The sequence below is a fragment of the Pseudomonas marincola genome, from assembly GCF_900116605.1.
GTDB classification, from domain to species: domain Bacteria; phylum Pseudomonadota; class Gammaproteobacteria; order Pseudomonadales; family Pseudomonadaceae; genus Aquipseudomonas; species Aquipseudomonas marincola.
On sequence record NZ_FPBC01000017.1, the window covers coordinates 50,209 to 70,634 of the forward strand.

The following is a 20,426-nucleotide window of genomic DNA, read 5'->3' on the forward strand; positions in this document are numbered from 1 at the left end:
TAGGTTGATGTGGCCGCAACGCATGGGCGCCAGTACGATAGCCCTGCACTTTATCGACCGAATAAGGAATAAAAATGGATCGTGCGCGTAATCTTCTGGAGCAAATCCAGGGCCGCCTCGACACGCTGAGCAAGGCGGAACGCAAGGTCGCCGAAGTCATTTTGCGCAACCCGCAGCAGGCCACTCGCCTGAGCATAGCTGCGCTGGCGCAAACCGCTGAGGTCAGCGAACCGACAGTCAATCGCTTCTGCCGTTCGTTCGGGGTTAACGGCTATCCGGAACTGAAAATGCAATTGGCCCAAAGCCTCGCCAGCGGCGCGGCTTATGTCAGCCGTGCAGTCGAGGCCAGTGACGGGCCGGATGCCTACACCCGCAAGATTTTTGGCAGTGCGATCGCCTCACTCGACAGCGCCTGCCAATCACTTGATCCGCAACTGATCAGCCGCGCGGTGGATATGATGATCCAGGCCCGGCAGATTCACTTTTTCGGCCTCGGCGCCTCGGCGCCTGTCGCACTCGACGCCCAACACAAATTCTTCCGCTTCAATCTGGCAGTCAGCGCCCACGCCGACGTGCTGATGCAGCGCATGCTGGCGTCGGTCGCGCACACCGGTGAGCTGTTCGTGATTATTTCCTACACCGGGCGCACCCGCGAACTGGTCGAAGTCGCACGCATTGCCCGTCAAAATGGCGCATCGGTACTGGCGCTTACCGCAGCCGGTTCACCACTGGCCAAAGCCAGCTCACTGAGCGTGGACATTCCCCTGCCGGAAGACACCGACATCTACATGCCGATGACCTCGCGCATCATCCAGCTGACCGTTCTTGATGTGCTGGCGACGGGCGTAACCCTACGCCGTGGCGTGGATTTCCAGCCGCACCTGCGCAAGATCAAGGAGAGCCTTAACGACAGTCGTTATCCGGTCGACAGCGACATCGACTAACCGGCCTGCTGTAACGCCACACCCGCGCCCAACAAGCCCGGGTATGGCGCGGTTACCAGCCACACCGGAACATCCGCCAGATAATCTCCCATCGCGCCTTTGTCGGCGAAGGCAGCCGCAAAGCCGCTGCGTAAGAAGAAGTCGGCAAATCTCGGCACCATTCCGCCAACGATATACACGCCACCGCGCGCGCCCAAGCTCAACGCATGGTTTCCCGCCACGCGGCCCAGCCACACGCAGAACTGCTCTAGCGCCTTCGCTGCCAGCGATTCGCCCTGCAACGCCGCTGCACAGATTTGCGCGGCATTTGCGTGCTGCGCCGGCTGACCATTGCGCTGACAAACCGCCGCGTACAGCGCCAGCAACCCTGCGCCGCTCAATACATCTTCGGCCTGCACAGCCCCAAATTGCCGGTGCAGCAGCAACCAAAGCTCAGCCTCGGACTCACTGCCAATCGGCAAGTCGACATGCCCGCCCTCACCCGGCAACGCCTGCCACTCGCCTGCGCCATTAGGCAACAGATTCGCCGCGCCCAAGCCTGTACCCGGACCCATTACCACAACCGGGCGATCAGCCTGCGGATGACCAGCGCGCACCGCCAGCCGCTCATTCGGCTCGAGCAACATAACGCCGAGCGCGGTGGCGGCGAAGTCATTAATCAGCAATAACCGCTCGATTTGCAGCGCCCGGCAAAATGCATCGCGGTGGATTCGCCAGTGGTTATTGGTGAACTGAAAGTCGCCATCACTTACCGGCCCGGCGCAAGCCAGGCACACGGCACTGCCCGCACCCAGAGACAAACCGGCTCGCTCAAGGTAAGCCGCCAGCGCAGACTCGGGGCTGGAGTAATCCGCTGTCGCCAGCACCTCGATCTGCTCAAGGCCGTTGTCGCGCCACACGGCGAAACGCGCATGCGTACCGCCAATGTCGCCGACAATTGCCACTGTCACTTAAGCGACTCCAGACTCTGAGTGAAGGCGCTGGCGCCCTGCTCGGCGGTACTGAATGAGTGACGCATAAAGGCGAACAGCTCACGGCCGCAACCGACGCCGTTGTCCAGCAGGCCCGGCGCATTTTCACGGGCGGCCCATTCGCCATCGCTAAGCAACACGCTCAGCTCTCCGGTCAGGCCGTTGAGGCGGATAATGTCGCCATCGCGCACACGTGCCAGCGGGCCGCCATCAAAGGCTTCCGGACACACATGAATGGCCGCCGGAATCTTGCCCGACGCACCGGACATACGCCCGTCTGTTACCAGCGCCACTTTGAAGCCGCGATCTTGTAGCACACCGAGAAACGGCGTCATCTTGTGCAACTCGGGCATGCCATTCGAGCGCGGGCCCTGAAAGCGCATCACCGCGACCACGTCGCAATCCAGCTCACCGGCCTTGAACGCATCGGCCAAGGCTTGTTGATCCTGAAACACCCTGGCCGGCGCCTCGACAACCTGATGCTCCAGCGCCACCGCAGAGACCTTCATCACGCCACGGCCGAGATTGCCCTCCATCACCCGCAATCCGCCTTCAGGCGAGAACGGGTTAGCTACCGGCCGCAGCACGCTTTCGTCGTAACTCTTGCCCGGCCCGTCACGCCACACCAGTTCACCGTCCTGCAGGAACGGCTCTTGGGTATAGCGGCGCAAACCGTGCCCGGCAACTGTGTTGACGTTGTCATGCAGCAAGCCGGCATCAAGCAATTGAGCAATCAAAAACGCCATGCCGCCTGCGGCCTGGAAATGATTGATATCGGATTTACCATTGGGATAAACATGCGCCAGCGTCGGCACTACCGCCGACAAGTCGGCCATGTCCTGCCATGTCAGTTGTATGCCTGCTGCCCGGGCAATCGCCGGTAAATGCAGGGTGTGATTGGTCGAGCCGCCAGTCGCGCTGAGGGCCACAATCGCATTGACCAGACAGCGCTCATCAACAATCTCGGCCAGCGGCGTGAACTGCCCGCCCTGTTTGGTCAGTTGAGTTATCTGCCGCGTGGCGGCGACCGTAAGCGCATCACGCAGCGGGGTATTCGGATTAATGAACGAGGCGCCTGGCAAGTGCAGCCCCATCACTTCCATCAGCAATTGATTGGTGTTGGCCGTGCCGTAAAAGGTGCACGTGCCGGGGCTGTGATAAGCACTCATTTCAGCTTCGAGCAGTTCATCACGGCTGGCTTTGCCCTCGGCATAGCGCTGGCGTACGTCGGCTTTTTCCTTGTTCGACAGTCCCGAAGGCATCGGGCCAGCGGGAATGAACAGGGTTGGCAGATGACCGAAACGCAGCGCGCCCATCATCAGGCCCGGCACGATCTTGTCGCAAATACCCAGATACAGCGCGGCATCAAACATGTTGTGTGACAGCGCCACGGCCGTCGACATGGCAATCACTTCGCGGCTGGCGATGCCCAGCTCCATGCCGGGCTCACCTTGGGTGACGCCATCACACATCGCCGGTACGCCACCGGCAAACTGGCCGACCGAACCGACATCGCGCAGCGCCTGTTTAATCTGCTCGGGGTAATCCTTGTACGGCTGATGCGCCGAAAGCATGTCGTTGTAAGCCGAGATTATCGCCACGTTGGCGGCATTCATCAGGCGCAGCGACTGCTTGTCTTCCGCGCCGCAACCGGCCACACCATGGGCGAAGTTGGCGCATTGCAACTTGCCACGCTGCGGGCCGTCACTGGCCGCCGCCGCAATCATCGCCATGTAGCGTTCGCGGGTGGCGCGACTGCGCTCAATCAGACGGTCTGTTACCTCGATAACACGGGGATGCATGATATTGACTCCGGGCTCGTGATAAGCCGCATTAGTAACATCTAACAAAATAATGCGTTTAATAACGCCTTGATTTCTATTTAAACAGGAGTAATTTTAGTTTTCCAACAACAAAACCAAAAACGGACAAGCTTATGACGCTGCGTATCGCTATCAATGGTTTTGGTCGAATTGGCCGTAACGTCCTGCGCGCGCTGTATACGCAGGATTACCGCCAGCATCTGCAAGTCGTTGCCATCAACGACCTCGGCGAAAGCGCCATCAATGCCCACCTGCTCAAGCACGACAGCGTACATGGCCTGTTCGATGCGAGCATCGAATACGATGACCACAGTATTAGCGTAAACGGTGACCGCATCGCTGTCAGTGCAATTGCCGATCCCGGGCAATTGCCGTGGCAAAAACTACAGGTCGATGTGGTGTTCGAATGCAGCGGATTATTCACCGAACGCAGCAAGGCTGCCGCCCACCTCAAGGCCGGCGCCAACAAGGTGATTATCTCGGCGCCCGCCAAGGGCGCTGACGCAACCGTGGTATTCGGGGTGAATCACGACATTCTGCGCGCCGAGCACCAGATTATTTCCAGCGCGTCCTGCACCACAAACTGCCTGGCCCCGGTCGCGCAAGTGCTGCATCGCGAACTGGGCATCGAAAATGGCTTGATGACCACCATTCACGCCTACACCAACGACCAGAACCTGACCGATGTGTATCACCGCGACCCTTATCGCGCCCGCTCAGCCACTCAATCGATGATTCCCAGCAAGACTGGCGCTGCCGAAGCCGTCGGCCTGGTGCTGCCAGAACTGGCCGGCAAGTTGACGGGCATGGCGGTGCGCGTACCGGTGATCAATGTGTCGCTGGTGGACCTGACCCTGAATGTTCAACGCCAGACCAGTCGTGATGAGGTTAATGCGATGATGCTGGCCGCCAGCGAGCAATCATCTGTACTCGGCTATAACAGCCTGCCGTTGGTGTCATGCGACTTTAATCACAACCCACTGTCGTCGATATTCGACGCCAACCACACGCGTGTCAGCGGCAACCTGCTCAAAGTAATGGCTTGGTACGACAACGAATGGGCGTTCTCCAACCGCATGCTCGATAACTGCATTGCCCTGTGCGCGGCACGCTGACTGGCGCTTGCAGCGATAAACCGCAGGGTCATTTGGCCTTCACTTGCCTCTGCGCCAAGTGAAGGCCCAAGTACCAAGCTTAGCTATCCAGTTGCAGTGGCTCGATACAGCAGGCGCGATTGTCCAGCGCCTCAAGCAGTCGGCAATGCTGCGCCTCATGGCTTTCACAGCCCTCAAGCTTGGCCAACTCGGCACGCATACGTTGCAAGTCGCGGACACGTTCATCTATCGCCGCAATGTGCTCACGCACCAGCTTGTCGGCAGCCTCGCATGAGCGATGCGGTTGGCTGGCCAAGCCGAGCAAGGTGCGAATTTCGTCGAGACTGAATCCCAGCTCACGACCACGGCGAATAAAGCGCACGCGGTCTACATCGACCGGCTGGTAGTGACGATAACCGGAAGCGCTGCGGTGCGGTTCCGGCAACAGGCCGCTACGCTCATAGAAGCGGATAGTTTCAAGGTTTACGCCACTTTCGCGGCTCAGCGCGCTGATGGTAAATGGCTTACTCACCTATTGACTCCGTAGTGACTACAGGGTTTAGCGTAGCGCTCATTACCTGACAGGAGAAGCAAAATGTCTGCAAATTGCTGCGCTCATACACCGCAAACACCACCGGACAAGGGCTACCGGAAAATCCTCTGGCTGGCATTGATCATCAACTTCGCCATGTTCGTGGTCGAGATTGCCAGCGGTTTCCAGGCCGGTTCGGTGTCGCTTTTGGCTGACTCACTGGATTTTCTCGGCGACGCCGCCAACTACGGCATCAGCCTTTGGGTACTCGGCATGGCCGTTGTGTGGCGCGCCAAAGCCTCGCTGTTCAAAGCGTTCTCGATGTTGGTCTTCGGTTGCGGCGTATTGATTGTGGCCGTGTGGCACGCAGTCAATGGCGTGGTGCCTGAAGCGCAAACCATGGGCGTGATCGGCACGCTGGCGTTAGTTGCCAACCTGCTGACGGCAGCGCTGCTTTACGCCTACCGTGAAGGCGACAGCAACATGCGCAGCGTTTGGCTGTGCACCCGCAACGATGCCATCGGCAACATTGCCGTTCTGATTGCAGCACTGGGTGTATTCGGCACCGGCAGCGCCTGGCCCGACCTGATTGTTGCCAGCATCATGGCCAGCCTGGCCATCAGCGCCGCGTATCAGGTCACCCGCCAGGCTCGTGATGAACTGCAGGCAGAGGCGCACAGCCACTGAGCGCCCTGACACCAGCGGCGCAGAATCGGCGCGATCATCACCTGACCATGTGACTGCTCAGGTAATCGATGAAACAGGTGATCCGCGCCGCCAATGCCGTGTTGCGGTAATACACGGCATTAATCGGCTGCATCGATTCGAGCGTGTCCTGCGGGCAAACCTGCACAAGATTACCCAGCGCGCAATCCGCTGCGGTCATGAAGTCCGACAGGCACACGATGCCGTTCCCAGCCAACCCCAACTGGCGGATTGTCTCGCCACTTGAGGCATAGAGGCTGGGGTTGATCATCCAGCCATCACCCTGCGCATGGCGCAGCGGCCACAGGTTCAGGCTTTCTGGCTGAGTGAAGCCGATCAGGCAATGCTGCCTCAGCGCATCGACCGTTTCGGGCACGCCGGCCCGCTGTAAGTATGCAGGACTTGCCAGCACGCGCCGCTGGCTGCTGCCAAGCGGCCTGGCGTGCAGGGTCGAGTCACGCAACGGGCCAATACGTATCGCCACATCGGTGCGCTGCTCAAGCAGATCGATTATCTGATCGCTGCTATTGAGTTCCAACTCGATATCCGGATACAACGTCCGGAATCCGTCAACCAGCGGCACCACGACATGCAGCATAAACGGCGACGCCGCATTAACCCGCAGGCGTCCGGCCGGCTTTTGCCTGCGCAGGGCCATCTGTTCTTCGGCCTCTTCCACCGAGGCGATGATCTTGCGCGCCTGCAGCAGAAATGCCTGCCCCTCCTCGGTGATTTCCAGCCGCCGGGTGGTGCGCCGCAACAGGGTTACATCGAGCTTTTCTTCAAGCCGACTGAGCGCCCGGCTAACGGCGGATGCAGTCTGTTCCAGCAACTCTGCAGCCGCACTGATAGAGCCGCAGTCAATCACCGCGACGTAGGCTTGCAATTCATCAAGGGTCGATTTCATTGCTGAACTTTAATCAAAAATGACGGCGCAAAACAGCTCTGTTCACGCATGAATCCTCAGAGCCAACGCCGGTCACCAACGTGCTCTGCCGTGATTAAAAATCGACTTTGCCGCGGCCGGCCTTGATCGCACCGCGCTTGGTCTTGCCCTCAAGCCGGCGCTTCTTGGAGCCGAGAGTTGGCCTGGTCGGGCGCCGGGCTTTTTCAGTTTTAGCCGCACTGCGGATCAACTCAAGCAGACGCTCCAGTGCATCTGCGCGGTTTTGTTCCTGCGTGCGGTATTGCTGCGCCTTGATAATGATCAAACCGCTCGCAGTAATGCGGCTGTCGCGCAGCGCCAGCAAGCGCTCCTTGTAGAACGGCGGCAATGACGAGGCCTGAATATCGAAGCGCAAATGCATGGCGCTCGACACCTTATTGACGTTTTGCCCGCCCGCACCCTGAGCGCGGATAGCCGTAAGCTCGACCTCATCATCTGGCAAATGAACGCTATTTGAGACTTCCAGCATGCTCACAATTCTTTATAAATGAGCCACAAGCATAACCCGAGTCGCACCCGGGCTGGGTTTAAGCCTGAGCCCGGTAAATTTTAATCACGCTTTTTCCGTGCCACCGCGTGGGCGCTTAGGCTAATTTAGGCCAATTGCCTCATCTCCATCGCAAGGTTGAATCATGGACTCACTGACTCAAGTGGTGCTCGGCGCCGGCATTCAGGGCGCCCTGCTCGGTCGTTGGCAAGGTCGTAAAGCCCTGCTCTATGGCGGGCTGCTCGGCACGCTGCCGGACATGGACGTGCTGATCGATTACGGCGATGCAGTAGCGGACATGACTTATCACCGCGGCTTCAGCCATTCCCTGTTGGTGTTGAGCGCCGTGGCAATAGTGCTGACGCTGTTGATCCGGCGCTTTGCACCCAACCCCGGCTATTCGGGTAAACGCCTGCTGTTGACCCTGTGGCTGGTGCTCGCCACCCATCCATTGCTCGACAGCTTCACCAGTTATGGCACCCAATTGTTCTGGCCGCTGACGCCGACGCCCACTGCCTGGTCGAGCATATTCATCATCGACCCGCTGTACACCCTGCCATTGTTGGCGGCGATGACGCTTGGCTTGATTTACGGCCTGAAGGGCAGATTCGCCAAGGCACCCGCCATCGCGCTGGCAATATCGACGGCGTATCTGGCCAGCACTGTAGTGGGTAAAAACGTTGCCGAGTACCGGGTCGAAGCGCAACTGGCGAAACAAGGGATCCATGCTGAGCAGATATTCAGCTCGCCCACGCCGTTCAATAGCCTGCTTTGGCGGGTGATGGTGCTCGATGGCGATGACTACTATGAAGCGTTGTCCGGCTGGTTTGACCATAGCCCGCCAGTACTCGAGCGGATTTCACGCGGCACACAACTGGCAGAAGCCCTCAAGGATTCGCCCGCACATGCGCGACTGGCCTGGTTTACTGATGGTTTGTTGCGCTACGACCGAATTGTCGGCCACCGTCTTGACGGCCACCGTAGTGACACCCACCGTCTTGACGGCCAGCGAATGGTCGGCCAGCGTGGTGACTCCCGAACTGATAGCAACTTAGCGGCTGATGGCCTGAGCGATGATGGGCAGAAAGAGGCTGAAAGCTATTTGATTGTCACTGATTTGCGTTTGGGCATGACCGGGTTTCATCCTTTCCGCTTCGACTTTGCTCACTGGCAAAACGGCAAATGGCAATTGCAAAGTACGGTTGAGCGTTGGCCGGTCGCCCGGGGCGATCTGGATCGCCTGAAACTACTCTGGACCCGCATCTGGCACCCTGATACGCCGGTGCCCTTGGCGGCATGGGCTAGCGAATTGGCCAAGCCGTTAATCAGTCAAACCCGCTAAACCAACCGCCACTCGCCGACTTGCGCGCAGACTCGAACGACTAGCCTGCGCGCAATGATTTACGCCGTCCGGAATTGGCGAACCAGATTCTGCAATTCAAGCCCAAGACGCGCCAACTCGGCGCTGGAGGCTGCGGTTTGTTCGCTCGCGGTGGCGCTCTGCTCGCCAATGTCGCGCACCCGAGTCACGCTTTCGCTGATGTTTTCCGCCACGCTGCTTTGCTCTTCAGCGGCCGCCGCAATCTGCTGATTCATCTGCTCGATGGTGCTGACAGACAAAGTGATGCGGCCCAGCGCATTACCCGCATCAAGGGCCAGATCAACCGTGCGCCGCGTCAGCTTCAAGCTGCTGCCCATCTGCTCTGCAGCGCCTTTGGCCATGTCTTGCAGCCCGGCGATCAGGGTTTCGATCTCTTCGGTTGAAGTGCGCGCACGTTGCGCCAAGGCCCGCACCTCGTCTGCCACTACTGCAAAACCACGGCCTTGCTCACCTGCCCGCGCCGCCTCAATCGCGGCGTTGAGCGCCAGCAGATTGGTTTGCTCGGCAACCGAACGAATCACCTCAAGCACGCTGCCAATGCGCTCGCTCTCAAGATTAAGCGCTTCAATGGCCTGTGCCGACTGCTCAACTTCGCCTGCCAGGCTGTGTATTTGCGAAACCGCCTCCTGCACCACGCTATTGCCCTGCTGCGCCTCACTGTCGGCCTCGCGAGCAGCCAGAGACGCTTGATCGGCGTTCTGAGCAACTTCCTGCACAGTGGCGGCCATCTGGTGCATGGCCGTTGCCGTCTGTTCGGTTTCAAGTTTCTGCTGCTGCACGCCAACGCTGGTCTGCGCGGTAATGGTCGAAAGCTGCTCTGCGGCAGCAGCAATCTGGCTGACACCACCGCCAATGTGCCCGATCAAATTGCGCAGGCTCAGGGTCATGCGCTGCATGGCCGACATCAACTGTCCGACCTCATCGGCCCGCTCGCAGACGATGTCACGGCTCAGGTCGCCAGCAGCGATCTGCTCGGCAAAGGTGACGGCCTGGCGCAATGGCGCGACAATCGAGCGGGTGATCAACAAGGCTGCAATCACCCCGATCAGCACCGCAGCGGCGGCCATGCCGATCAACGCCAGCAACGCCTGTTGGCGAATGCTCTGCATGCTTGCAGCTTCCGCCACCTTGGCCTGATCAACCAGCGCCAGCACTGCATGCGCAGCCTCAAGCATGGTGGCCTCGGCTGCATTGCCATCGCTGACCACTTGCATGTAGTTATTGAAGGCCTGCTGATACACCTTCAGCGCCTGCAGGGCTTTATCGATCGAAGTCTTTTGATCATCATCGAGCCAGATCATCAGGTTGCGCGCGACCGTTTCCAGGTCTTCATTGGTGTACTTCCAGTCGCGCAGGGCGTCGGCCGAACCATCAATGATGTACAGGTTCTCATTGCTGCGCAGGTCGAGCATGCGCTTGCTCAACCCCGATGCTGTCTCCGCCAGCGTTAATGGATCACTGCCTTTTAATTTGTCGCCTTCAAGGCGCAGTTCACGCACGGCGTCGTACATTTCGAACTCGATCATTTCGAACTGATCACGCGCCTCGCCCGCCGCACTGCTCATTTGTTCGCGCGCCTGGCGCGCCTTATCGGTCAGCGCCACAAACTGATCGAACTGCTGGCGATACTGCTCTAAAGCAGTGCCCATGGCTTCCAACTGGTTGCTGTTGTGGCCATCGTCGCGGCTCAGTTGCTCATCCAGCAGACCCTTGACCACGTCGAACTGATCGCGGGTCCGCGATGCCGTATCGGCGGTTTGTTTCAGCGCATAATCACCCTCGAAACGCAGTGCATTGAGCACTGCCACGTCGATCGCGCTGAAACGGTTGACCTGCTCATGTCGCCCGGCAACAGCCTCTACCGCCCAATAGCCCGTCAGCGCCACCGCCGCCGTTAACAGCAACACGACGGTAAATCCGCCGAGCAGTTTTTTGCCGACGGCAAAGTTGCTAAATACGCGGGAAACAGGCAACAGCATAGAATCACTCCATTATCGTTATTCACTGCACCGGCGGGCCTCGCGACAGCCCGAGCCAGCGGCAGTATTTGTTGGACGACTGTGATAGCAAGCCTTATGCCATCACTCCTTGTCCTAATCATCGACGCCTCTGGCGCGCAAGATTGATCAGCAATGCGTGCAGATCGTCTTATATCCAAAGTGTTATATCGGCAAGTTCACGCTGAGCTTAACCTTGAATTTGGCAGGTTCCCGCCACTCAACCGCAGATTGATGCCGACCTTGACGCTTGAATCGCAGGCATAAAAAAAGCGCACGGCTCGCACCGTACGCTTTTTCTTTGCTGACCGGAGGTGTTTAACGACCTGCCAGAACAGGCACCACGCGCGGCCACATGACCTCGCCGAGGATGGTCAGCAGGCCAATCGCACCGGCAATCCAATACCAGCCGGCTATCGGATCAAAGCCCAGCCAGCCAAGGGCATTGAGGAACACGATCATGATCAGCACCGGCGATACGTAGCGCACCATGAACAACCACAGCGCGTAGCCGAATGGCGGCAAGTCGAGCTCTTCACGCATGATCTCGTCACGCAGTGCGTAGCCCGCCAGCAACACGATGAAGATCCCGCCCAGCGGCATCATCCAGCGAGATGTCAGGTAGTCCAGCCAGTCGAAGAAGTTCTTGCCCATCGGCGTCCAGCCGGCCATGAGGTTGAACGACAGCATCGCCAGCATGCTGATGACCAGCAACACCGCACCCGAAACCAGCGCAGCCTTGATCCGGCTAACCCCGTGCTTCTCGTTGAGGTAGGCAACCGTTGCTTCGATCATCGAGATGGCTGAAGTCAGCGCTGCGATCGACACCATGGCAAAAAACAGAACGCCGAACACGGTGCCCATTGGCATTTGCTGGAAGGCCAGCGGCAGGCTCATAAAGATCAGGCCCGGCCCGGCGCTCGGGCTCATGCCGTTGGCAAAGATGATCGGGAAAATTGCCAGACCCGCCAGCAGTGCCACAGCCGTGTCGCAGATGGCCACCATGAACGTGGTGCGCGCAATGGACTGACCATCCGGGATGTAGGAGCCATAAGTGAGGATCGCACCCGAGGCCAGGCTCAGGGTGAAGAACGCGTGGCCCAATGCCGCCAGCAAAGCTTCACCGGTGATTTTCGAGGCATCAAAGGTGAACAGGAAGTCGAAGCCAGCCGAGAAACTGCCGCTGCTGTAGGCATAACCCACCAGCGCGACCAACATTACCGCGAGGCCCGGCATCATCCAGCGAACCGAGTTCTCGATGCCCTTCTGCACGCCCTTGGCGACGATCCACAGGGTTAGCAAAGCAACCAGCACACTCCAACCGCCCAACTGCCAGGGATTGGCGTTGTGCGCCTCGAATGCAGCGCCGAGTGCCTCAACACTGGTGGCCGCCAGCGAGCCGTCGAGCATTTTCCAGGTGTAGGCAAACGCCCAGCCCGCGACGACCACGTAGAAGCACAAGATCATGAAGCCTGCGAGCATGGCCATGCCGCCGACGGCTTTCCACAACGGGTTACCGGCGTTTTCTTTGACCACGCGGCCAATGGCGTCAATCGGGCTGCCGCGACCACGGCGACCAATGGCGATCTCGGTCATCATGACCGGAATACCGATGGCCAGAATACAGGCAAGGTACATCAGCACGAAGGCACCGCCGCCGTACTCGCCTGTGATATAGGGGAATTTCCAGATGTTACCCAGCCCTACCGCAGAGCCAGTTGCCGCAAGGATAAAGCCCCAGCGTGAGAGCCAGAGGTTTTTAGGTGTAGCTCGGGTCATACGTCACCTGTTGTTTTTATCTGTGACGGAATCGAACCCGTCGCACTCGTGGTGCGACGGAATGTAGAGGGCCCAGACAAACGCGCGTTCACGCTGCGCTATGGAGCGCAGCAATGACTGCTAAACGTTTGCATGTGGCGCCCCGCAAGGTCGGATAAACCTTATTCTGCGTCGGGTTGCACCTCGGGAGCCGCCTGTTTAAAGGCATCGAGAGCTTCACAACGCGCCGTCATGGCAAGAATGCGTGGGTACGCATCGAGGTCACAGTTAAAACGGCGCGCATTGTACACCTGTGGGATCAAACAGGCTTCGAAAAATCCGGGACGCTGACCAAGGGACAATTTGCCATCAAAGACCGCGAGCCCCGCCTCGATCGCTTTGAAGCCGGTGTGCAGCCAATGTTGATACCACGCGGTTTTCTGCTCATCACTGACATCCAACTCGCCAGACAGATAACGCAATACCCGCAGATTGTTCAGCGGATGCATCTCGCAGGCGATGTGCAGCGCCAGCGCCCGCACCTGTGCCCTCGCAGCAGGCTCGGCGGGCAGCAAGGCCGGCACCGGATAGACTTCTTCGAGGTACTCCAGAATAGCCAGCGACTGCGCGATGCGCACATCACCGTCGACCAACAACGGCAGCAATGCCTGCGGATTGAGCGCCTGATACTCGGGGCTTAATTGCTGGCCGCCATCACGAACCAGGTGAACCGGCAATTGCCGGTAACCCAAACCCTTGAGATTAAGCGCAATCCGCACCCTGTACGCCGCGCTGGAACGCCAGTAGGAATAGAGCGTCAGCTCATGGCTCATAGCGTTCTACAGCCTGATCAATAGCGCCAAACAGACTGTGGCCCGCCGCATCGAACATTTCGATACGGACCCGATCACCGAACTTGAGGAACGGTGTTTTAGCTTCGCCCTGCTCGATGATTTCAAGCATGCGCTTCTCGGCCAGGCAAGAAGACCCGGCGCTGCGGTCGTAGTTGGAAACGGTGCCCGAACCAATGATCGTACCACTGCCCAGCGGCCGGCTTTTCGCGGCATGCGCCACCAGCGTTGGGAAATTGAAGGTCATGTCGGTGCCGGCATCCGGCTGGCCGAATAACTGACCGTTGATGTGCGACACCAATGGCCGCTGCACCTTGCCGTCTTTCCAGCTATCGCCCAGCTCATCAGGGGTAATTGCCACCGGCGAGAAACTCGATGACGGCTTGCTCTGATAAAAACCGAAGCCCTTGGCCAACTCACCGGGAATCAGATTGCGCAGCGAAACATCGTTGACCAGCATCAGCAGCTTGATGTGACCCGCAGCATCGGCCGAGTTCACGCCCATCGGCACGTCATCGGTAATCACCGCGAGTTCAGCCTCAAGGTCGATACCCCAGGCTTCATCTGCCATGCGAATCGGGCTGTGCGGCGGGATGAAGGCATCGCTGCCACCTTGATACATCAGCGGATCGTGCCAGAAGCTTTCAGGCATTTCGGCGCCACGGGCTTTACGCACCAGCTCCACGTGATTCACATAGGCACTGCCATCGGCCCAATGGAAAGCGCGTGGCAACGGGCTGTGGCACGCCGATTGGTCAAAAGCAAAGGCGTCCGCCTCAAGGCCATCGTTGAGGCGCTGATACACCGCATCCAGCGGAGCACGGAGATTGGCCCAATCATCCAGCGCAGCTTGCAGGGTGGGAGCAATGGCAGGCACTTTTATCGCGCGGGTGAGGTCCCGCGAAACCACTACCAGAATGCCGTCACGGCCTTGTTGCAGAGAGGCAAGTTTCATCTAAACGACCTTATCAAGAAGTTTGTGCGGTTTTGCCGGAGCAACCAGCTAAAACCGCAGGTTAAGCCTTGCGATTGGCCAGCGGCTCAATCGGCAGAAATCACACCGCGGCGCAGTTGATCTTCTTCAATCGATTCGAACAGCGCCTTGAAGTTGCCTTCACCAAAGCCCTGATTGCCCTTGCGCTGGATGATCTCGAAGAAAATCGGCCCAATCACGGTATTAGTGAAAATCTGCAACAGAATGCCGTCATCGCCAGGCGCGCCGTCGATCAGCAGGTTCAGCTCGCGAAGTACCTCTGTTGGCTCACCGTGGCCGGCGACACGGGTATCAACCTTGTCGTAGTAAGTGCCCGGGGTTTGCATGAAATCGACGCCGTTGGCGCGCAATTGGCGCACGGTGGCGTAGATATCTTCAGTGCTCAGGGCAATGTGCTGGATGCCTTCACCCTGATATTCACGGATGAATTCTTCGATCTGCGACTTGTCGTCCGCCGATTCGTTGATCGGGATACGGATCTTGCCGCACGGCGCAGTCATCGCACGCGAGAGCAAACCGGTGAGCTTGCCTTCGATGTCGAAGTAGCGGATTTCACGGAAGTTGGCGATGCGCTCGTAAAAGCCGGACCAGACATCCATCTGCCCGCGCTTAACGTTATGAGTCAGGTGATCAAGGGTTTGCAGACCCACCGCATTGTCGTTGGGCGAGCGACCTTCGATGTATTCAAAGTCAACGTCGTAGATGGTTTTATCGCCATAACGGTCAACCAGATACAGCAACGAGCCACCGATCCCTTCAACACACGGAATGTTCAGTTCGCCGAAGTTGGCGTGGCTGCCGACCAGTTTCGCGCCTTGCGCTTCTACATAGGCGGCTGCTTGGGCGGCGTTCTCGACACGAAATGCCATGGCGCAGGCGCTTGGGCCATGCTTGAGGCCGAATTCGCGCACATGCCCGGTCGGGCTGCCGTTAAGGACGAAATTGATGTCGTTCTGCTGGAACAGGAAAACCTGCTTGGAACGGTGCTTGGCCGTTTCAGTGAAACCCATGGCGACAAACAGTTCACGCAACTGCTGAATGCCTTCCGGCGTTGGGGCGGTGTATTCGACAAACTCGAAGCCGTCGGTACCAATCGGGTTGTGCTGGGCAATTTTGCTCACGGCGTTCATTTCGCCTCCTTTTATTGTTGTCAGGGTCGCCCGCCGCTGTTCTGTGGCGAACGGGAATGTGCCCATATCACTCCCTAAACCCTGCGCAAACAAGCGCTCCTAAACGCCGAAAACAATGGTTTACGCCGCCCGCGCGTAAATATTTCATTACACCCCGCCTCCCGCTCAAAACCACCGCAATAGACGCTACTAGCGCGTAACAAATTCGTTACAGGGCGGTTCAGGAAGCTGCCAGTCGCAAACAATTCGCGCCTACGCGCAAATTCCTCCGGCAACTGAAACCCAGCACTCAAAAAAGCCCGCGGCCGAAAAATAAATAAGCTAAATCGAACCGAGTCCACAACTTCGGCCAATACCGCGTGATAACAAAAGCTACACCTGAGATAAACAACTCAAGGCGCAGTAGGGACATCATCGGACGACAAGTAGTGGCACGGAGTTACCCGCCAACCCTAAAGCCCGACAGTAATAACGATAGCCAGCCAGGCATAATAAATAGGTGAGTCGTGAATACAATTAAGAGCGTCCGAAATACATTTTTCATACTACTTGCCAGCGCTACTCTGATGGGCCAGGCATCGGCCGGGAGCATCTCATTCAGAGGAGCGATTACCGAGCCGACCTGCCAGGCGAACTTGAATGACTCCAACATCGATTTCGACAAGTGCCCTAACGCGGCGCATAGCGCCCACTTCGAGCTTCAAACCCTGCGTAATGTCAAAGCCAATACCCGCGACACATCCAGCCCATCTCACCCGCTGGCCTTGCAAGACCTGCAAGCGCCCTCAGCCGAGCGTACCGATAAGGGTTATTTCTCTGCGCGGTATAAACTCAACCTGGCAGCCAATAGCCGGGATGCTTACGTAGTGTTTGTTAATTACAACTAACTGATAGCCAATAGCCACTTCTTAAACTAAAACGGCCACTTTCGAGTGGCCGTTTTAGTTTATGCGTCAGTCATTAAAATTCATTCATTACCGGTCAGTATTTCCAACTGCGTGGTAATAACCGGATCACTTTCCAGGGTTTTATGAACCGGGCACAAATCTGCGATTCTGAGCATGTTCTGCTTGTCCTCCTCGGTCAGTTCTGCGCCCTCGAAGCGGATGAACCGGCTGATGCGTTCGATCTTGCCCTCACGCCCTTCGCACTGATCGCAATCGTCGGCATGCACGCGGTCATGCACCAGACGCACATCGACATCCTCCAGCGGGATCTTCTTGCGTGCGGCGTACATGCGAATAGTCATCGAGGTACAGGCGCCTAATCCCATCAACAACAGGTTGTAGGGTGTCGGCCCCAAGTCGGAGCCGCCAAAATCCTTCGGCTCATCGGCCACCAGCGCATGCGTGCGGCTGTACAGACCGCGCAGAAACTTCTTGTCGAGTTCGGTAACGAGCACATGGCCGTCATCCAGATGATTGCCTGCATGCTCCTCGGTTGGCACCTCGATATAACGCGCCGCCCACGCTGCCAGGGTTTTGGCCACGTAGACAGCGTCCGCCTTGTTGCTCAACAGGTGATCGGCCTTATCCAGCGAGACGTAACTCTTGGGGTGCTTGGCGGCGCCGAAAATAGCGCCCGCCTCGGCGACCGGAACAATGCTGTCGACCGGCGAATGAAAAACGATCAATGGCCGGCGCAACTTGGCGATGTGCTGCAGATCGACGTACTGATCAAGGTCTTCAATCAGTTGCTGCTTGATCGAGAACTCACGCAGGCCGATTTTCACCGTCGCCTCCCCTTCGGCGGCGATTTTCTCTTTGGAGGTTTCAAACAGGTGCTGCACGTGGTGCGCAGTCGAAGGTGCGGCAATGGTCGCAACGGCCTTGATCGACTCGATTTGCGCAACTGCGGCAAGCACTGCTGCACCGCCCAGGCTATGGCCGATAATCAGTTGTGGCGCCTGATACTCGGTCGCCAGCAGGTTGGCGGCCGCAACCAGGTCTTCAATATTGGAGGTGAAGTTGCTGTTGGCGAAATCGCCGTCACTGTTACCAAGGCCGGTGAAATCGAAGCGCAGGACCGCAATGCCGTTATCGGCCAGCTCACGGCTGATTCGAGTCGCGGCGGCGATATCCTTGCCACACGTAAAGCAGTGGGCGAACAGCGCGTAATACTCGATACGGCGGTGGTTTTCCGGGAGTTCGAGCAAGCCGGCGAGCATTTGTCCATTGCTGCCGGGAAATTCCACTTTCTTACGATTCATGTCAGGCATCCTTAGCTTTCATGCGGACTCGGCCGTGCGCCAACCTTAGCTGGCAGGAGCAACCCCGCTCGCGAAAAAATTTGCGTCCATAGCCTAAACGACGATAGCGCGTTGCGTGGGCGTGAACAGCAAAATACCAGACGAAGCGTAGGGCTTTTTGACGCAATCGCGCTGAGATTAGCCAGAAGCCAGCCGATTAATGCTGAAGATGGCCATAAAGCTGAGCGTAGAGACCACCTTCGGCGATCAGTTGCTGATGGCCGCCGTCCTCGGCGATGGTGCCGCCATCAAATACCAGCACGCGGTCTGCCTGTTTCACGGCCGACAGGCGATGCGCAATGATCAGCGTGGTACGGCCTTGCAGAAACTGCGCGAGTGCCTGATGCAGGGCGTATTCGGTCGCCGCATCCAAGGCTGATGTTGCCTCGTCGAGTACCACTACTTTAGGTTCGGCCAAGACCATGCGCGCAACAGCAAGGCGCTGGCGCTGGCCACCGGACAAACGCACACCCGAACGCCCAACCACACTCTCAAGCCCGGCCGGCAGCTGGCGAATGGTGTGGGACAACTGAGCGATTTCCAGCGCTCGCCAGCAGGCTTCATCGCTGCGCTCACGGCCCATGCACAGATTGGCGCGAATGGTGTCGTTGAACAGGGCGGGATGTTGCAGCACCACCGCCACGTTATCGCGAACAGTCGCCAGACCGATTTCCTGCTGACTGCTGCCGCCAAAGCGGATAGTGCCCGCTTGCGGGGTATACAAGCCAAGCAGCAATTGCACCAGCGTGCTTTTGCCGCCACCACTGGCACCGACGATGGCGACTTTTTCGCCTGGTGCAATACTCAGATTGAGGTTATTGAGCACCGGCTCATCGTTGTACGAGAACTTCAGGTCATTGATCTCGATGCCCACGGTATCGCGGCCCTTGAACGGATCAACGCCGCCCGGGTATTGCGGCTCATCGGCGCGGGCGAGCAATTCATTGATCCGAGAGAGCGCGCCGCTGGCGGCATAAAACGCGTATTGCAAACTCAGCAACTGCTCCACCGGGCCAATCATGAACCACAGGTAACTGAATACGGCGAGCATCTGGCCAATCGACAGGTCAGAGAACAGCACCGTGAGCATCGCGGCGGCGCGGAACACGTCAATACCGAACTGAAACAGCAAGCCACTGGCGCGATTCGACGCATCGGTACGCCACTGTGAAGCCACGGCAAAGTCACGAACCTCGCGGGCACGACCGCTCAGACGGCCCCAGAAATAACCCTGACGGTTACCCGCGCGTATCTCCTGAATCGCTTCAAGGGTTTCGGTCAAGGCTTGGGAGAAACGCGAAGTGCTGTCGTTTTCGAGCCGCTTCAGGTGTTTGACCCGCTTACCCAGCAACACCGTGGCGTAGATCACCAGCGGATTGAACAGCAAAATCAACAACGCCAACTGCCAGTGCATCCACAGCAAAATCGCCGAAGTACCGGCGAGCGTGAGCATGGCGACGAGGAAGCGGCTAAGCGTCTCGCCTACAAATTTGTCCAGCGTATCGAGGTCGGTGACCAGATGCGTGGTAACCGTACCGCCGCCAAGGCTTTCGTATTCACTCAGGGAAATACGCTTAAGGCGCTCGATCAGGCGCACGCGGATACGGTAGACGATGTCTTTCGATAAGCGCGCGAACAGGCGCGCCTGGATCACGTTGAAAATCAATGCGCCGCCGCGCAACATCAAGGTAACTACCAGCATCAAGCCGATATAGCCGACAGCCGTGTGCAAGCTGTCGGGCAGGAAGTGATTCATCACCTTGAGCGCGCTGTCGCCATCCTTGAGCAGGACCTCATCGACCAGCAGGGGCAACAGCAACGGAATGGGCACACTGCACAGCGTGGCGAATATGGCCACCAGATTGGCCAGTATCAAGGCCTTCTTGTGATGCAGGGCCAGACGCCGAATTTCCGCCCAACTGAGGCGGTCAGGCATTGACGGAACGCTCCAGCCAGCGCGCCAGCAGTGGCGCAAGGGTTTCCAGCGGCTGATAACCGTTGGTCAGCAACGCCAACTGGCCATCGCGCTGGGCCAGCAGGGTCGGGAATCCGGCTATGCCCAAGTCCAGCGCCCAGCTGAAATCTTCCGTGGTGGCCGCACGCTGCGCCGCACTGTCGTAGGCATCGGCGAATGCACTGCGCGACAGCCCGGCGGCTTCGGCAAGTTCAAGCAGAACCTGAACCTGAGTTACATCGCGGCCTTCAACATAAAACGCCTGCTGGATTGACTTAACCAAGCGCCAGGCGCCCTGCGGCGAAAGCGAGCGCGCAGTCACCAGCGCACGGCACACGGTTTCGGTGTCGTAGACAAAGCCTTCTGGCAGCGCACCCTCGAACTTGAATGGCTGGCCGGTAGCGTTTGCGACCGCCTGCCAGTGTTCAAGAATGTAGCGTCGGGTTGAAGGATCGAGGATGGCATTGTTGCCCGTGCGCAGCCCCCCTGCGATCAAGTGCAAGTCGACGCCTGCTGCCTGCGCCTGCTGAGACAGCGCTTCTGCTACCGGAGCAAATCCCCAGCACCAGGAGCACATCGGGTCCATCACGTACAGCAGGCGGGTTTGCATG

The 20,426-nt window shown here is 58.3% G+C and carries 18 protein-coding genes and 1 pseudogene; 5 read left to right on the forward strand and 14 right to left on the reverse strand.

All coding sequences use genetic code 11. The features are described from left to right. The first annotated feature begins 74 nt into the window (after nt 1–74). Nucleotides 75–944, forward strand: a complete 870-nt coding sequence (locus tag BM395_RS20610) for a MurR/RpiR family transcriptional regulator (RefSeq protein WP_069900448.1) — start codon at nt 75–77, stop codon at nt 942–944. Here BM395_RS20610 and BM395_RS20615 read toward each other — a convergent pair. Next, nucleotides 941–1,894: a glucokinase gene (locus BM395_RS20615; RefSeq protein WP_090515307.1), complete on the reverse strand. Its 954-nt coding sequence runs from the start codon at nt 1,892–1,894 to the stop codon at nt 941–943. The two genes, BM395_RS20610 and BM395_RS20615, sit on opposite strands and share 4 nt — an antisense overlap. Continuing rightward, a complete protein-coding gene (gene edd / locus BM395_RS20620; RefSeq protein ID WP_090515309.1) occupies nt 1,891–3,717 on the reverse strand; it encodes a phosphogluconate dehydratase in 1,827 nt (608 codons plus the stop codon). Before edd ends, BM395_RS20615 begins: the two co-directional genes overlap by 4 nt. A gap of 134 nt (nt 3,718–3,851) precedes the next feature. Between edd and gap the strand changes: the two genes are divergently transcribed. Beyond that, nucleotides 3,852–4,853, forward strand: a complete 1,002-nt coding sequence (gap, locus tag BM395_RS20625; RefSeq protein ID WP_069900451.1) for a type I glyceraldehyde-3-phosphate dehydrogenase — start codon at nt 3,852–3,854, stop codon at nt 4,851–4,853. 79 nt (nt 4,854–4,932) lie between these two features. On the opposite strand, the gene BM395_RS20630 is transcribed toward gap, so the two are convergent. Further along, the gene (locus BM395_RS20630; RefSeq protein WP_069900452.1) at nt 4,933–5,364 is read right to left on the reverse strand and encodes a MerR family transcriptional regulator; all 432 of its coding nucleotides are present in this window, start codon (nt 5,362–5,364) and stop codon (nt 4,933–4,935) included. Nucleotides 5,365–5,427: 63 nt separating this feature from the next. On the opposite strand from BM395_RS20630, the gene BM395_RS20635 reads away from it, so the two are divergent. Continuing rightward, complete coding sequence (locus BM395_RS20635) at nt 5,428–6,051, forward strand: cation efflux transmembrane domain-containing protein (RefSeq protein ID WP_069900453.1); 624 nt, start codon at nt 5,428–5,430, stop codon at nt 6,049–6,051. A 37-nt stretch (nt 6,052–6,088) separates the two neighbouring features. On the opposite strand, the gene BM395_RS20640 is transcribed toward BM395_RS20635, so the two are convergent. Then, complete coding sequence (locus tag BM395_RS20640; RefSeq protein WP_090515311.1) at nt 6,089–6,976, reverse strand: LysR family transcriptional regulator; 888 nt, start codon at nt 6,974–6,976, stop codon at nt 6,089–6,091. 94 nt (nt 6,977–7,070) lie between these two features. Further along, nucleotides 7,071–7,484: an alternative ribosome rescue aminoacyl-tRNA hydrolase ArfB gene (gene arfB, locus BM395_RS20645; protein ID WP_090515313.1), complete on the reverse strand. Its 414-nt coding sequence runs from the start codon at nt 7,482–7,484 to the stop codon at nt 7,071–7,073. Nucleotides 7,485–7,647: 163 nt separating this feature from the next. Between arfB and BM395_RS20650 the strand changes: the two genes are divergently transcribed. Continuing rightward, nucleotides 7,648–8,844 carry a metal-dependent hydrolase gene (locus BM395_RS20650; RefSeq protein WP_244529024.1) on the forward strand — a complete coding sequence of 399 codons (1,197 nt, stop codon included), beginning with the start codon at nt 7,648–7,650 and terminating at the stop codon, nt 8,842–8,844. A 59-nt stretch (nt 8,845–8,903) separates the two neighbouring features. Here the strand turns inward: BM395_RS20650 and BM395_RS23900 are convergent, their stop codons facing one another. The 6 genes and pseudogenes from BM395_RS23900 to hppD all read right to left on the reverse strand — a co-directional run bounded on the left by BM395_RS23900 (nt 8,904) and on the right by hppD (nt 15,613). Next, entirely contained in the window at nt 8,904–9,788 is an 885-nt protein-coding gene (locus BM395_RS23900) for a methyl-accepting chemotaxis protein (RefSeq protein WP_371850770.1), read from the reverse strand. Continuing rightward, a pseudogene (locus BM395_RS23905) lies at nt 9,765–10,862 on the reverse strand (HAMP domain-containing protein); the annotation flags it as partial. The pseudogene BM395_RS23905 and the gene BM395_RS23900, both read right to left, overlap by 24 nt. Nucleotides 10,863–11,198: 336 nt before the next feature. Continuing rightward, complete coding sequence (locus BM395_RS20665; RefSeq protein ID WP_090515317.1) at nt 11,199–12,659, reverse strand: sodium-dependent transporter; 1,461 nt, start codon at nt 12,657–12,659, stop codon at nt 11,199–11,201. Between the two features lie 161 nt (nt 12,660–12,820). Then, entirely contained in the window at nt 12,821–13,471 is a 651-nt protein-coding gene (gene maiA, locus BM395_RS20670) for a maleylacetoacetate isomerase (protein ID WP_090515319.1), read from the reverse strand. Then, nucleotides 13,461–14,444 carry a fumarylacetoacetate hydrolase family protein gene (locus tag BM395_RS20675; protein WP_090515321.1) on the reverse strand — a complete coding sequence of 328 codons (984 nt, stop codon included), beginning with the start codon at nt 14,442–14,444 and terminating at the stop codon, nt 13,461–13,463. Before BM395_RS20675 ends, maiA begins: the two co-directional genes overlap by 11 nt. Before the next feature lie 86 nt (nt 14,445–14,530). Further along, the gene (gene hppD / locus BM395_RS20680) at nt 14,531–15,613 is read right to left on the reverse strand and encodes a 4-hydroxyphenylpyruvate dioxygenase (RefSeq protein WP_069900461.1); all 1,083 of its coding nucleotides are present in this window, start codon (nt 15,611–15,613) and stop codon (nt 14,531–14,533) included. 635 nt (nt 15,614–16,248) lie between these two features. On the opposite strand from hppD, the gene BM395_RS20685 reads away from it, so the two are divergent. Beyond that, nucleotides 16,249–16,500, forward strand: coding sequence for a hypothetical protein (locus BM395_RS20685; protein WP_141124115.1), 252 nt, complete (start codon nt 16,249–16,251; stop codon nt 16,498–16,500). An 80-nt stretch (nt 16,501–16,580) separates the two neighbouring features. Here BM395_RS20685 and BM395_RS20690 read toward each other — a convergent pair whose 3' ends face one another. The 3 genes from BM395_RS20690 to BM395_RS20700 form a co-directional block, all read right to left on the reverse strand. Continuing rightward, entirely contained in the window at nt 16,581–17,822 is a 1,242-nt protein-coding gene (locus BM395_RS20690; protein WP_090515325.1) for a bifunctional alpha/beta hydrolase/OsmC family protein, read from the reverse strand. Nucleotides 17,823–18,018: 196 nt separating this feature from the next. Further along, on the reverse strand, nt 18,019–19,797 hold the full coding sequence (locus BM395_RS20695; protein ID WP_090515327.1) for an ABC transporter ATP-binding protein: 1,779 nt from the start codon (nt 19,795–19,797) through the stop codon (nt 18,019–18,021). After that, entirely contained in the window at nt 19,790–20,425 is a 636-nt protein-coding gene (locus BM395_RS20700) for a DsbA family protein (RefSeq protein ID WP_090515328.1), read from the reverse strand. Before BM395_RS20700 ends, BM395_RS20695 begins: the two co-directional genes overlap by 8 nt. Between the last annotated feature and the right edge of the window lies 1 nt (nt 20,426).